The 14945-nt window shown below is 40.2% G+C and carries 16 protein-coding genes; all 16 read left to right on the forward strand.

What is annotated here, in order from left to right:
- Nucleotides 1-225 precede the first annotated feature (225 nt).
- Nucleotides 226-795, forward strand: coding sequence for a GTP cyclohydrolase I FolE (gene folE / locus HCB49_RS08925; protein WP_008948265.1), 570 nt, complete (start codon nt 226-228; stop codon nt 793-795).
- A 58-nt stretch (nt 796-853) separates the two neighbouring features.
- Nucleotides 854-1621 (forward strand): heptaprenyl diphosphate synthase component 1, encoded by a 768-nt coding sequence (locus tag HCB49_RS08930; protein ID WP_185604725.1) that lies wholly within the window; start codon nt 854-856, stop codon nt 1619-1621.
- A gap of 22 nt (nt 1622-1643) precedes the next feature.
- Entirely contained in the window at nt 1644-2357 is a 714-nt protein-coding gene (gene menG, locus HCB49_RS08935) for a demethylmenaquinone methyltransferase (protein WP_185480907.1), read from the forward strand.
- A gap of 10 nt (nt 2358-2367) precedes the next feature.
- Nucleotides 2368-3333, forward strand: coding sequence for a heptaprenyl diphosphate synthase component II (gene hepT, locus HCB49_RS08940; RefSeq protein WP_185604726.1), 966 nt, complete (start codon nt 2368-2370; stop codon nt 3331-3333).
- Nucleotides 3334-3351: 18 nt separating this feature from the next.
- Nucleotides 3352-3795 (forward strand): nucleoside-diphosphate kinase, encoded by a 444-nt coding sequence (gene ndk / locus HCB49_RS08945; RefSeq protein WP_185480905.1) that lies wholly within the window; start codon nt 3352-3354, stop codon nt 3793-3795.
- Nucleotides 3796-3999: 204 nt separating this feature from the next.
- A complete protein-coding gene (gene aroC / locus HCB49_RS08950) occupies nt 4000-5166 on the forward strand; it encodes a chorismate synthase (protein ID WP_003723911.1) in 1167 nt (388 codons plus the stop codon).
- 2 nt (nt 5167-5168) lie between these two features.
- A complete protein-coding gene (gene aroB / locus HCB49_RS08955) occupies nt 5169-6266 on the forward strand; it encodes a 3-dehydroquinate synthase (protein ID WP_185604727.1) in 1098 nt (365 codons plus the stop codon).
- Nucleotides 6263-6637: a chorismate mutase gene (gene aroH, locus HCB49_RS08960; protein WP_185480903.1), complete on the forward strand. Its 375-nt coding sequence runs from the start codon at nt 6263-6265 to the stop codon at nt 6635-6637. The genes aroB and aroH overlap by 4 nt, the downstream gene beginning before the upstream one ends.
- Nucleotides 6637-7719: a histidinol-phosphate transaminase gene (gene hisC / locus HCB49_RS08965; protein WP_185604728.1), complete on the forward strand. Its 1083-nt coding sequence runs from the start codon at nt 6637-6639 to the stop codon at nt 7717-7719. The genes aroH and hisC overlap by 1 nt, the downstream gene beginning before the upstream one ends.
- 20 nt (nt 7720-7739) lie before the next feature.
- Nucleotides 7740-8843: a prephenate dehydrogenase gene (locus HCB49_RS08970; RefSeq protein WP_185604729.1), complete on the forward strand. Its 1104-nt coding sequence runs from the start codon at nt 7740-7742 to the stop codon at nt 8841-8843.
- Between the two features lie 13 nt (nt 8844-8856).
- Nucleotides 8857-10143: a 3-phosphoshikimate 1-carboxyvinyltransferase gene (gene aroA, locus HCB49_RS08975; RefSeq protein ID WP_185604730.1), complete on the forward strand. Its 1287-nt coding sequence runs from the start codon at nt 8857-8859 to the stop codon at nt 10141-10143.
- A 129-nt stretch (nt 10144-10272) separates the two neighbouring features.
- A complete protein-coding gene (locus HCB49_RS08980; RefSeq protein WP_061665367.1) occupies nt 10273-11526 on the forward strand; it encodes a tetratricopeptide repeat protein in 1254 nt (417 codons plus the stop codon).
- A gap of 35 nt (nt 11527-11561) precedes the next feature.
- On the forward strand, nt 11562-12107 hold the full coding sequence (gene reoY, locus HCB49_RS08985) for a proteolytic degradation factor ReoY (protein ID WP_185604731.1): 546 nt from the start codon (nt 11562-11564) through the stop codon (nt 12105-12107).
- Between the two features lie 88 nt (nt 12108-12195).
- On the forward strand, nt 12196-12792 hold the full coding sequence (locus HCB49_RS08990; protein ID WP_185604732.1) for a DUF1405 domain-containing protein: 597 nt from the start codon (nt 12196-12198) through the stop codon (nt 12790-12792).
- 85 nt (nt 12793-12877) lie between these two features.
- Nucleotides 12878-13561, forward strand: coding sequence for a zinc metallopeptidase (locus HCB49_RS08995; RefSeq protein WP_185604733.1), 684 nt, complete (start codon nt 12878-12880; stop codon nt 13559-13561).
- 111 nt (nt 13562-13672) lie between these two features.
- On the forward strand, nt 13673-14938 hold the full coding sequence (locus tag HCB49_RS09000; RefSeq protein ID WP_185604734.1) for a BaiN/RdsA family NAD(P)/FAD-dependent oxidoreductase: 1266 nt from the start codon (nt 13673-13675) through the stop codon (nt 14936-14938).
- Nucleotides 14939-14945: the final 7 nt, after the last annotated feature.

The following is a 14945-nucleotide window of genomic DNA, read 5'->3' on the forward strand; positions in this document are numbered from 1 at the left end:
ACTTTTAAGCACTAACTCTAGTCTGGCCTTAATTTTATAATTAAGCTAGGCTAGTTTTTTTATGTCCATTTTTAGTGGTTTTCTGTTTTAGAAATAGGGAATATAATTACGAAAGCAAAAAAACCCTATTATTATCACTAATTCAAGCAAATTAAATTTACCTTGAAGTTCGGCTGTGTTAAGATATACAAGGTATATAATGCTAAAAAGATAGGGGAATTAAGGATGGAGCAAATAGACAAACAAAAGATTGCTGACGCGGTAAAAGTTATTTTAGAAGCAGTAGGAGAAAATCCAGAACGTGAAGGACTGATTGATACACCAATGCGAGTAGCTCGTATGTATGAAGAAGTATTTTCTGGACTTAAAAAAGATCCTTCTGTTCATTTCGATACCATTTTTGAAGAACAACATGAAGAATTAGTGCTTGTGAAAGACATTCGTTTTTCGTCTATGTGTGAACATCATCTTGTCCCTTTTTTCGGAGTAGCTCACGTTGCGTACTTACCACAAAATGGAAGAGTTGCTGGACTTAGCAAACTTGCGCGTGTGGTAGATGATGTGAGTCGTCGTCCACAACTGCAAGAACGCATTACAACGAATGTTGCAGAGATTATGATGGACAAACTAAAACCACTTGGTGTGATGGTCATCATGGAAGCAGAGCATATGTGCATGACAATCCGCGGTGTCAATAAACCAGGAACAAAAACAATTACAAGTGCTGTTCGTGGCGCTTTTAAAAATGACGATAAGCTTAGAAGTGAAGTTTTGGCTTTAATTAAGCATAATTAAATATCCTTTATGGTATAATTTATTTTACGTAATAAGGAGATTCAAAGGGGATTGTTAAATGACTTATCAGGCAAGAGAGGCTGGGCTAAAGGAAGTGGAGCAGTTGGTACATGAGCAAGCAGTCTATCAGTATTTACAAGAGAATAATGAAGGCGGGCAAATGGACAAAGATCAAATGCTATTTCTTCATGAAGCAATTTCTGGCTCTGATTTGACTGATGCTTCTGCATATCGCGTCGTTAGTGCAACGCTGTACATGATTTTAGCGCATGATACACATGAAAAAATCGATGAGCCGGGTGATGTTGTAAAGCTGACTCGCAAAGAGCAAGAGCTGACGGTTCTAGCTGGAGATTTTTATAGTGCTCTCTATTATCGCACGCTTGCTGAATTAGAAATGATTCCACTACTGCGGGCTTTGCAAAGTGGTGTACAAGAAACAAATACAGCAAAAACCAATATTTACCAATTACATGTAGCGACAGATGAAGAATATTTATCTCAGCTTACTATGACGAATGCGGCGATTTTTGCCAAGTTTGCGAAGTACTTTATGAAAGATGAAACTTTTATCGCGCTTGGTTGCCAGTTCTTTTTGCTTAAAAGACTTCAAATGGAACTTGCTACTTACAAGGAAATTGGTGCGTCTAGATTGAAGCGGGCGTTTGACCATGGTTATTTTGCGAAAGAAGCTGTAACGAATTTTGAAAGTTGGCTAGTAGCGATTATTCGTGATGTGAAAAGTGAAGTGGAACGACTAAAAGAGGAGTCTGAACCGCTTTCTAATATACTGGAAAAAAGAATCATCGAAGTTCTTAACGACTGATAAATAGAAGGAGATTCGGGATATGACGGAAACTAAAGAAGAAAAAGTACATAAAGTATTTGAGAAAATTTCCCCCAGTTATGACCGAATGAATAGTGTAATTAGTTTTAAACTACATGTGAAATGGCGCAAAGAAACAATGAAGCTAATGCGTGTTCAAAAAGGGACGAATGTTCTGGATGTTTGCTGTGGAACGGCAGATTGGTCGATTATGATGGCGGAAGAAATTGGCCCAGAAGGTCATGTGACTGGACTTGATTTTAGTGAAAATATGCTGAAAGTTGGTCGCGAGAAAGTAGCTGAAGCGGATTTGCACAATGTGGAACTTATTCACGGGAACGCAATGGAATTACCTTTTCCGGATAATAGTTTTGATTATGTGACGATTGGTTTTGGGCTTCGAAATGTACCGGATTATATGCAAGTGCTTCGGGAAATGTACCGTGTGTTAAAACCGGGCGGACAGCTTGCGTGTATCGATACGTCGCAACCAAATATTCCCGGATGGAAACAAGTATTTAATGCGTATTTCCGTTACGTGATGCCTGTTTTCGGGAAGTTTTTTGCGAAAAGTTATAAAGAATATAGCTGGTTACAGGAATCAACGCGTGAGTTTCCAGGAATGGCTAGACTTGCGGAAATGTTTCAAGAAGCCGGATTTTCATACGTAAGATATATTTCACACAGTGGCGGCGCGAGTGCAACCCACTTTGGATTTAAAAAGAAGGAACAATAAGGTGGCAAGCATGAAACTTAACTTTTTATATGCAAATATGCAAAAAGACATTGACTCAGTGGAAAAAGAACTTAAAAAAGCTCTTTCTGGCGCAGCTGCTGAAACGACTTCGGATGCGGCACTTCATTTGCTAGAAGCAGGCGGAAAGCGAATTAGACCGATGTTCGTTTGTTTGTCTGCCAGACTTGCTTCGGATGCGGATTTTGATGCAGTGAAAAATGCAAGTGTAGCAATTGAATTAATCCACATGGCATCGATTGTGCATGATGATGTGGTCGATGATGCTGATTTAAGACGTGGACGCGAGACAATTAAATCGAAGTGGGGCAACCATATTGCGATGTATACCGGCGACTTTTTGTTTGCCAAGTCACTGGAGTATATGACGGAAATTAAAGACGTTGCCGCGCATAAAATGTTATCACATGTTACCGTAGAACTTTCTACTGGTGAAATCGAACAGTTAAAAGATAAATACAATTTTGATCAAAGTGTACGTAATTATTTGCGTCGTATTAAACGAAAAACAGCCTTACTTATTGCAGCTAGTTGTGGACTTGGTGGCGTTGTTTCTGGTCAAAGTGAAGCAGATTATCAGAAGTTATATCGTTTTGGTTATTATGTTGGTATGGCGTTTCAAATTAAGGACGATGTACTTGATTTTGTTGGCACAGAAAAAGAACTCGGTAAACCAGCTGGAGAAGATTTAAGACAAGGAAATGTGACATTGCCAGTATTTTTCGCAATGCAAGATCCTTTTCTAAAAAAACGGATCAGCCAAGTTACAGAGGAAACGCCAGCAGAAGAAATTGCCGTTTTAGTGGAAGCTGTCAAGAAAGCCGGGGCAAAACAGGCCGAAGATATCGCCACAGCTTACTTAAAAAAAGCAGTAGCAATACTCGATTCGTTACCGCAAGTGCCTGAATTGAAACCACTGAAGCAAATCGTTCGTGTTTTAGATAAAAGAAATTATTAACGTGAGGGAGGATTCTTTATGGAACAAACTTATGTAATGGTTAAACCGGATGGCGTGGAACGAGGACTTATTGGTGAAATTGTAGCAAGAATAGAGAAAAAAGGCTTGAAACTTGTTGCTGGAAAATTAATGCAAATTGACCGCGAACTAGCAGAAAAACATTATGCGGAACATATCGGAAAACCTTTTTTCGAGGATTTAATTGGCTTTATCACTTCTGGCCCTGTATTTGCGATGGTGTTAGAAGGTGACGGGGCGATTACAACTGCGCGCCGAATGATGGGGAAAACGAATCCTTTAGAAGCGGATCCTGGAACTATTCGCGCGGATTATGCGATACATACTAATCGAAATGTGATTCATGGTTCAGATAGCCCAGAAAGTGCAAAACGCGAAATTCAATTGTTTTTTGCACCCCATGAAATTTTAAGTTATCAAAAAGCTGTCGACACTTGGATTTAACATAGCTCAGAGTTTAGGGAAACCTAGGCTCTTTTTTCATATAGAAATTACCATTTCATGCGGTTTTTTGATAAGATGAAAGAATGAAACTAAAGTATTGTGTTCTCGCTTGGCATATGTTAAGATATTACACATATACTTTAAAGCGCTAAAATATAAACGCTAGAAATACCTAGCTGAAATAGAAAAAGGAGAGATGAGCAGATGAGATACTTAACGGCAGGAGAATCACACGGACCGGGGCTTACAACAATTATTGAAGGGTTACCAGCAGGAATGCCTCTACTTGCAGAAGACGTAAATAAAGAACTAAAAAGAAGACAAGGTGGACATGGTCGAGGAGCGCGTATGCGTATCGAAAAAGACCAAGTACAAATCACGGCAGGAATTCGTCATGGTAAAACATTAGGCGCACCGGTTGCGATGTTTGTTGAAAATAAAGACTGGAAACATTGGGAAACGGTAATGAGCATTGAACCAGTTCCTGAAAAAAATGAAAAATCTCGTCGCGTATCTCGTCCGCGTCCAGGACATGCGGATTTAGTTGGTGGCATGAAATATGGTCATAACGATATGCGTAACGTACTAGAACGTTCTAGCGCGCGTGAAACGACTGTCCGCGTGGCAGCAGGAGCAGTAGCGAAAAAACTATTACATGAACTTGGCATTGAAGTTGCCGGACATGTACTTGAAATTGGCGGGACTCGTGCGAATTTAACACGTGATTACGCGGTTGCAGAAATCCAAGAAACATCCGAAGCTTCCCCAGTTCGTTGTTTAGATGGCGTGGCTGCAGAAGAAATGATGCAAAAAATTGATGACGCGAAGAAAAATGGCGACACAATTGGTGGAATTGTTGAAGTTGTTGTTGGCGGTGTGCCAGCTGGACTTGGTAGCTACGTACAATGGGACAAAAAATTAGATGCGAAAATTGCTCGCGCGATTGTAAGTATCAACGCATTTAAAGGCGCTGAATTCGGTGTCGGTTTTGAAGCTGCTAGAAAACCTGGTAGCGAAGTGATGGATGAGATTTTATGGAGTAAAGAAGATGGCTACACTAGACGTACAAACAATCTAGGTGGATTTGAAGGCGGAATGACCAATGGCATGCCAATCGTTGTTCGCGGCGTAATGAAGCCAATCCCAACCTTATACAAACCACTTCAAAGTGTGGATATTGATTCTAAAGAAACATTTAATGCCAGTGTAGAACGTTCCGATAGTTGTGCAGTACCTGCTGCAAGCGTAGTAGCTGAAGCTGTTGTCGCTTGGGAAGTTGCTGTCGCTGTTTTAGAAAAATTTGATGGTGATCGTTTTGATACGCTTAAAAAACATGTGGAGGAACACCGAAACTTAACGAAGGAGTTTTAAACATGCCAGAAATTACAGTCCGTGCTAAAAGTAAAACATATCCAGTATATATTAATGAATTCGCACTTGAAGACGTTCGGGAAAAATGGACAGAGAGCCTAGCTAAGTTTTCTCACGTGTTTGTCTTAACGGATGGACACGTGGCGGAACTTCATAAAGCGAAACTTGATGCGGTTCTCGCTGACTTACCTGTAGTCACTTATTATGTGGCACCAAACGGGGAAGAAGCAAAAACGTTCCGTGTGTACGAAGACGTGATGACAAAAATGATTGAAACAGGACTTGATCGTAAAGCCGTTTTAATTGCATTTGGTGGAGGCGTTATTGGTGATCTAGGCGGTTTTGTCGCTGCTACCTATATGAGAGGGATTCCGTTTTATCAGGTTCCTACAACGGTTCTTGCGCATGATAGTGCAGTTGGTGGTAAGGTCGCGATTAATCATCCGCTTGGCAAAAACATGATTGGTAACTTTTATCAGCCAGAAGCGGTCATTTATGATACGCAGTTTTTTGCTACTTTACCAGAACGGGAAATGCGCTCTGGTTTTGCGGAAATGATTAAACATGCGCTAATTAGCGACCAGACTTTACTACGAGCTTTAATGGACACTTTTACGGAGCCGAAAGATTTTTATACGAAGGATTTGACGCCGTTTTTACAACGCGGGATTGAAATTAAGGCGAATATCGTTGCGCAAGATGAAACCGAGCAAGGTGTTCGCGCGTATTTGAATTTCGGTCATACGTTTGGTCATGCCCTAGAAGCTTACGGCAACTTTGGCAAATGGCTGCACGGTGAGGCGATTACTTACGGAATGATTTATGCGCTCGCAATGAGTGAGACGGTTTACGGACTGGATTTTGATTTAGCAGAGTTTAAAATGTGGTTAGGCCAGTTAGGTTACGATACGACTTTTGATACGAGCGTGCCTTTTAGCAAGATACTGGAAAATATGCGCCATGATAAAAAAACAACTTTTAATGAAATAAGCATGGTTTTACTGGAAGAAATTGGTAAACCAGTCATTTTTAAAGCAGAAGATGATTTGATTTTTGAAACATACAAACGTGTGATGCGAAATGGAGGCGATATATTTTGAGAGCGATTCGTGGGGCAACAACAATAGAACATAATACAGCAGAAGAAATTTATGCGGCAACGAAAGAATTATTTGAGGAAATCTTAACTCAAAATGAGATAACAGATAGTGAGCAACTGACATCGGTTATTATTACGGTGACAGAAGATATTTTTGCTGCTTTTCCAGCGAAGGCCGTGCGTGAAACACCAGGTTTTGAATTTGTTCCTGTGATGGGAATGCAAGAAATTCCGGTGCCAAACTCGCTTCCAATGTGTATTCGTTTCATGGTATTCACAGATTTACATAAACCACTCGGAGCCATCAACCATGTCTACTTACGAGGAGCAAAAGTACTACGCCCAGATTTAGTAAAAGAGGAGGATGCGTAATGAAATGGAAAAAATCACTTGCAGGTCTATCTTCTTATAAACCTGGGAAACGCGAAGAAGAAGTGATGGCAGAACTTGGTTTAACGAAAATTACCAAACTATCATCTAATGAAAACCCACTAGGAACTTCTCCAAAAGTGGCGGCGCTTCAAGCCAATTCTAGCGTGGAAACAGAAATTTATCCTGATGGCTGGGCTTCTAGCTTACGTAAAGAAGTAGCTGATTTTTATCAATTGGAAGAAGAAGAGTTGATTTTTACAGCTGGTGTGGATGAATTGATTGAGTTGTTGACGCGGGTTTTACTGGATACGACGAAAAATACGGTTATGGCGACACCAACGTTTGTACAGTATCGTCAAAACGCGTTAATTGAAGGTGCGGAAGTCAGAGAAATTCCACTTCTTGAAGATGGCGCGCATGATTTAGCTAGTATGTTGAAGGCGATAGATGAAAACACGACGATTGTTTGGATTTGTAATCCGAATAACCCAACCGGAAATTATATTGACTTAGCGGATATTCAAGCATTTTTAGACAAAGTACCGAGCGATGTGCTCGTTGTTTTGGATGAGGCGTACATTGAATACGTGACACCTCAACCTGAAAAACATGAAAAGCTAATTCGGACTTATAAAAATTTAATTATTACCCGGACTTTTAGTAAAATTTACGGTTTGGCTAGTGCGCGTGTCGGTTATGGTATCGCGGATAAAGAAATTATTAACCAACTAAATATTGTTCGTCCGCCATTTAACACGACGAGTATCGGTCAAAAATTAGCTATTGAAGCAATAAAAGATCAAGCTTTTATAGAAGCATGTCGAATTTCCAATGCAAACGGAATTAAACAATACGAAGCGTTCGCGAAACAGTTTGAACAAGTGAAACTATATCCGGCGAAAGGTAACTTTGTTTTAATAGATTTAGGAATCGAAGCAGGAACTATTTTTAGCTACTTGGAAAAAAACGGCTATATTACTCGTTCCGGCGCAGCGCTTGGTTTTCCAACTGCTGTCCGAATTACGATCGGAAAAGAAGAAGAAAATAGTGCGGTAATTGCACTTTTAGAAAAATTATTGTAAGTGTTTGGAGGCGTTTTTGAATGAAAGGGACGGTAGTTATTGTTGGGCTAGGGTTGATTGGTGGTTCTATTGCTCTGGCAATTAAAGCCAAACATCCAGAAGCGCATATCATCGGAATTGACGTTTCCTATCATTCGTTAGAAGTTGGGAAGTCTCTTGGCGTCATTGATGAAATTGGCGAAAGTATTTTAATAGATGGACCAAAAGCAGATTTACTTATTTTCTGTTGTCCAGTAAAAGAAACAGAACAATTACTCACACGCTTACCAGGACTTACTTTAAAGAAAAATGTGATTGTAACTGATACAGGTAGTACAAAAGGAACAATTATGGAAGCATCCACGGCACTTCGGGAAAGTGGTATTACTTTTATCGGTGGCCATCCAATGGCAGGCTCGCATAAAAGTGGTGTCCGCGCTGCTAAAGAATTGTTGTTTGAAAATGCCTATTACTTGTTAACACCAACGAAAGATGTCGCAGAAGACAAAGTCGCGGAGCTTAGAACGTGGCTGTCTGGAACGAATGCTAAATTTTTGGTGTTATCACCGAATGAACATGATGAAATTACAGGGATGCTGAGTCACTTACCGCATATTGTGGCGGCTGCTTTAGTTAATCAGACGCAAAGTTTTACAGAAGAACATCCAGCGGCATTTCGACTGGCGGCAGGAGGCTTTCGTGATATCACGCGGGTTGCTTCTTCTGATCCGAGAATGTGGACGGACATTTCTATCAGCAACCAAAAAACGTTAACGAAGCAGCTGACGATTTGGCGCGATAGTATGAACCAAGCACTAGAAATGCTCAAAAGTGAAGATGCTACTTCGATTTATACCTTTTTTGATGACGCAAAAGAATTTCGCGATTCCTTGCCCGTTCATCAAGGGGGCGCGATTCCTTCTTTTTATGATTTATTTGTTGATGTACCAGATTATCCCGGGGTTATTTCTGAGGTGACTAGGTATCTCGGTGAAGAAGAAATTAGTTTAACGAACATCAAGATTTTGGAAACACGCGAAGATATTTTCGGTGTATTACAAATTACTTTCCAATCGGATGAAGACAGGGACCGGGCGAAACGTTGCATTGAAACGAGAAGTAACTATACATGCCATTACGAATAGGAGCGAAATGACGATGAAATTAATTACAAATAAACAAGGGCTGGTTGGTGCAATCACAGTCCCTGGAGATAAATCGATGTCCCACCGCAGCATTATGTTTGGGGCAATTGCAGAAGGAAAAACGGTCATTCGTCATTTCTTACGTGCAGATGATTGCCTTGGAACTATTAAAGCTTTTAAAGCACTAGGCGTAAAAATTGAAGAAACCGAAGAAGAAATTATTGTTCACGGTACTGGCTTTGATGGCTTAAAACAAGCGGATGGCCCACTTGATATTGGTAACTCGGGAACAACAATTCGTTTAATGATGGGGATTTTAGCTGGACAAGATTTTGATACTGTCATTTTAGGCGATGAATCGATTGCGAAACGTCCAATGAACCGCGTCATGCTGCCGCTACAACAAATGGGGGCAAAAATGCATGGCAAAGATGGCTCGGAATTTGCGCCGATTACAATTAATGGCAAGCAAACGCTAAAACGCATGGAATATCATATGCCTGTTGCTAGTGCGCAAGTGAAAAGTGCGATTATTTTCGCAGCCTTGCAAGCAGAAGGCGAAACAATTATCCATGAAAAAGAAAAAACGCGTGACCATACCGAGCACATGATTCGCCAATTTGGCGGTGAGATCGAAATGGACGGCTTAACTATTCGTGTAAAAGGTGGGCAAAAATTCACGGGGCAAGAAATGACTGTACCGGGTGACGTTTCTTCCGCAGCATTTTTTATCGTCGCTGGTTTAATCACGCCAGGAAGTGAAATTGAACTAACACATGTTGGCTTAAATCCTACTAGAACGGGAATTTTTGATGTGGTCGAGCAAATGGGCGGCAGTTTAGTTGTCAAAGATTCCAGCAGAAGTACCGGAAAATTAGCAGGTACAGTTGTTGTGAAAACGAGCGAGTTAAAAGGAACTGAAATCGGTGGAGATATTATCCCTCGTTTAATCGATGAAATTCCAATTATCGCGCTTTTAGCAACGCAAGCAGAAGGAACGACAATCATTAAAGATGCAGCTGAATTAAAAGTCAAAGAAACGAACCGGATTGATGCTGTGGCTACAGAGCTAAATAAAATGGGTGCCGATATTACGCCAACAGAAGACGGCTTAATTATCCGCGGAAAAACACCACTTCATGCGGCTAATGTAACGAGTTACGGCGATCACCGTATTGGTATGATGCTTCAAATCGCAGCACTTCTTGTGGAAGAAGGCGATGTGGAGTTAGAACGTCCGGAAGCAGTTTCTGTTTCTTACCCGACTTTCTTTGAAGATATTCGTTCCCTTTTAAAATAATAATTTCTACCAGTGCTGAATACGAAAATATCGGCGCTGGTATTTTATTTCAGAGAGGCAATCACTTTTTCTTATAAGTAAAGTAATGGTATAATAGAAAAACGACTTATTATTAAAGAAGGTGCAGAAATGGAATTAGCTAATAAAATGTTACATGCATTAGAGCATGAAGATATGGCGCTTGCGAAGAAGTATTTTGATGAAGTTGTGCAAGCGGGGACAGATGAGGAACAATACTATTTAGCAGAAGAATTATTTTCCCTCGGATTTTTAGATGAAACAGAGGATTTATACGAGCTTCTGTTAGCAAAATATAAGGATGAGGGCGAGTTACTTGTCCGAGCAGCCGAGGTCGCACTTGAAAAAGATGATATCGATTCTGCGCAAGATTATTTAGAAAAAGTAAACAAAGAAGATGAAGCATATATTGAAAGTTTACTCGTATTAGCTGATTTATATCAAATGCAAGGGTTGTTTGAAGTAAGTGAGCAAAAATTACTAGAAGCCAAACAAATGGCGCCAAATGAGCCGATTATTGATTTTGCACTTGGGGAATATTATTTATCGCAAGCAAGATTCGCGTCCGCTGTGCAGTCTTATCAAACGGCTGTTGAAGCTGGGTTAACGATTATTTCGAATGGTGCGGTGTCTGTTTATGAACGGATTGCCGAGGCGTTTGCTGCTAGTGGAGCGTTTGAAGAAGCGCTGTCTTACTACGAGCGGGCACTTGAGGATAAAGAGTCGGTCGATACTCTTTTCGGGATGGGATTAACGGCTTATCAGGCCAAAGATTACACGAAAGCGATTCATGCGCTGGAACATTTGCGTGAACACGATCCTTCTTACACAACGCTCTATTCTTATTTAGCAAAAAGCTACGAAGAAAATGGCGAACCGGAAAAAGCAATTGCGGTACTTAAAGACGGTTTAACGCAAGATGAATTTAATAAAGAAATGTTCCTTGAAGCTGGGAAACTGGCTGTTACGTTACGTTTGCCAGAAGAAGCAGAAGAATTTTATCGTCAGGCGATTGTGCTGGATGAGGAGTACTCGGAAGCAATTATGCAGCTGAACAAATTATTACTTGCGAAGGAAGACTATGAAGGGGTCATCGAATTAGTAGAAGGCCTTGGGGAAGAAGTTGTTTCTGAACCACAAATTTTCTGGGACGTAAGTGTTGCATATCAGGAAACAGAACAATATAATAAAGCAAAAGCAAATTATGAACTGGCTTATTCGCACTTTACAAATAATCCTACCTTCTTAAAAGAATATGGTTTATTTTTAAGAGAAGAAGGCGAACACGCAAAATCACAAGAAATTTTGCGTAATTATTTGGAACTAGAGCCAGAAGACACAGAGATCTTATCATTATTTGATTAAACGCTAAAAAGAATAAAGGAAGGGACTGAGGAAAGATGAAGGCATCCATTTCAATAGACGAGAAGAAAGATTTTATTCGCTGGTTTTTAAATAAACACCAGATGAAAACTAGAGAAGCAATGTGGGTTTTAAATTACATTGCTGGCCATGATCAAATTGTAAAATATGTTCATTTTGTTGATAATTTGGAAGGGTGTGCGCGTGGGCTTTCACTTAGTGCTCACGGCGTTGAATCCGAGCCATTCCTATTTTTTAAAGGTAACATTATGACGACTGATCCAGAAAAAGCATTTCACGATATTCGGTTGAACTGGGATGAAGAATTGTATGTTGAACTTCATTTTGAGGATGCAATGAGCTCTCCAGAATACGCGCTTGTTCGTGAAGATAATCCTTTCACAGCACTGAAACTCGCTGATGAGGAAAAGGAAATGGCAGATGCACTTATTTATCAATCTGTGCACCAATTTTCAAGAGAGAAAGTATTGCAACAAATTGATGAGGCACTTGATTCGCGTGATGAAGTAGCTTTTCATAAGTTAGTTCGTATTTTACAACAAATGGATACGGAAAAAGAATAAGGAATAAATCCTAGTTGGTAGGGGAATGGTGTGGAAATCGCATCATTTCCTTGCTTTGCTAGGATTTTTTTAAGGGAGTTGGAATACGTTGTTATATAGTTTACTCGCTAATCGAACCTTTTTACGAGTACTTTTTTTCGGGAATTTACTTGGCGTGATTTATGGATACATATGGTATTTGCCGCAATTACAAATAACAGAGCCGCGTTTTTGGCTATTTGTGCCAGATAGTCCAACTGCGATGTTGTTTTTCACTTTAGCACTAGTTGCTTTTCTTGGGAAAAAGCATTGGCCTTTAATGGAGGCACTAGGATTTGTTTGTTTAGTGAAGTATGGTTTGTGGGCAGTTGGGATGAATATTTTTTATATGGTGGATCAAGGAATACTAGTTTGGGGCTCAGTAGCGCTAATTTTGACGCATGGTTTTATGGCTGTGGAAGGTATTCTTTATGCTCCGTTTTATCGTTTTCGACTGGGTCATTTTATGATTGCGGCTGTTTGGGTTTTTCATAATGATGTGATTGATTATTTATTTGGTCAAATGCCGATTTATATGGGACTAGAAAAATTCTTACCGGAAATTGGTTACGCGACTTTTTGGCTAACAGTAGTAGTTTTATGGTTTGTATATGAAAAAACCATAAAAAAAGGGCACTTTACATTAGAATTTCCTCATGATGAGTGAAAGAGGTTGAGTCTTAATGGTAGTTAATTTATACTAAGAGATAAGGATATTCACTGAAAAAAAGTAGTAGGAGGAAGATGATTAGATGTCATTTAGTCAGTATATTATTTATTTTATTATCGTCGCGGCAATCCCACTTTGGGCACAATATCGGGTAAAAACTACCTATGCACATTATTCCAAAGTTGGTGTGGCAAATGGTTTAACTGGTGCCGAGGTTGCACGTCGTATTTTGGATACCAATGGATTAACCAATGTTCCTGTTCATGAAACAAAAGGAGTATTAAGTGACCATTATGATCCTCGTAAAAAAGCGGTTTTTCTTTCTGAAGCTAATTTCCGCGGTCGTTCTATCGCCGGGGCAGCAGTTGCAGCCCATGAAGTAGGACACGCGATTCAAGATCAACAAGATTATGCGTTTATGCGTTTTCGTTCGGCACTTGTTCCGATAACAATGTTTAGTTCCAATATTTCTTGGGTGTTCTTAATTATCGGAATGCTCGCGAACTTTGCTAGTTTGATGTTACTAGGGATTATTTTGATGGCAGTAGGCGTACTTTTCCAATTAATTACATTGCCAGTTGAATTTGACGCTAGTAAACGGGCACTTGTTCAATTAGAGAGCGGTGGACTGGTCGCATCATCAGAACTTCCACAAGCGAAAAAAGTATTAAGTGCCGCTGCAATGACGTATGTTGCTGCGATGGCCGTAGCTGTACTGGAACTTCTAAGATTATTACTTATTTTTACGAATATGAATCGAAATTAGATTTTAAAACAAACCTGAGAGCTATCTCAGGTTTTTGTTTGGTGAAAAAGGCTTGGCAGTGAGCCGAATGCTTGCTATACTTATACACGGATAAAGTAAAGGAGCGGGACAATGGATTATGATGTAATTGTCATTGGTGGCGGGCCATCTGGACTTATGGCGGCAATCAGTGCAGCAGAGAAAAATAAACGAGTACTATTAATTGAAAAAGGGCCGAAACTGGGACGTAAATTAATTATGTCAGGTGGCGGGCGTTGTAATGTAACGAACAGACGACCAGCAGAAGAAATTATAAAGCATATTCCCGGCAATGGTCGCTTTTTATATAGTGCGTTTCATGCGTTTGATAATGAAGATATTATTCGCTTTTTTGAAAAATTGGGCGTGGCTTTAAAAGAGGAAGACCACGGCAGAATGTTTCCTGTATCGAATAGCGCGCGTTCTGTTGCCGAGGCGATGATTCAGCGGATGGAAAAACTTGGCGTGAAAATCTACATGCAAACACCTGTGAAACAAGTCGATTACGAGGATGGACATGTCAAAGGCGTGACGCTCAAAGATGGTCAAGAAATTTCAGCAAGCGCGGTGATTGTTGCCGTGGGTGGTAAATCTGTTCCTCGGACAGGCTCGACTGGAGATGGCTACGCTTGGGCGAAAAAAGCGGGGCATACTATCACAGAACTATATCCAACAGAAGTACCGATTACTTCGAGCGAACCTTTTATTAAGCAAAAAGTGCTACAAGGAACGTCGCTTCGTGATGTGGCCCTTTCTGTTTTAAATGCAAAAGGGAAGCCGATTATTACGCATCAAATGGATATGATTTTCACGCATTTTGGTGTGTCAGGACCAGCAGCACTTCGTTGTAGTATGTTTGTGCTTCGTGAATTGAAGAAAACGGGCGCTGGTACAGTGAAGATGCGTCTTGATTTATTCCCGAATGTATCAGCTGGGGAACTTTCGAAAGACGTGTATAAATTATTAGAGGAAAATCCGAAGAAAGCGTTGAAAAATTCGTTAAGTTCGCTTTTACAAGAGAAAATGTTGTTATTTTTACTGGAAAAGGCTGAACTGGATGAAACGGCTGAATATAAGCAAGTTAGTCCGAAAAAAATCGAGCAGTTTATTCAGTTATTAAAAGATTTTACTTTTGAAGTGAATGGTACGCTTGATTTTGAAAAGGCATTTGTGACTGGTGGTGGGGTTTCTGTGAAGGAAATCAAACCGAAAGAGATGCAGTCGAAGTTGATGGAAGGATTATTTTTCTGCGGGGAAATACTGGATATCAATGGCTATACGGGTGGATATAATATTACGTGTGCGCTAGTGACTGGACATACGGCAGGAGCTTACGCGGCGGAAGTTTCGAACGCGTAAAAAAAGG

This window comes from Listeria cossartiae subsp. cayugensis, assembly GCF_014229095.1.
GTDB lineage: Bacteria > Bacillota > Bacilli > Lactobacillales > Listeriaceae > Listeria > Listeria cayugensis.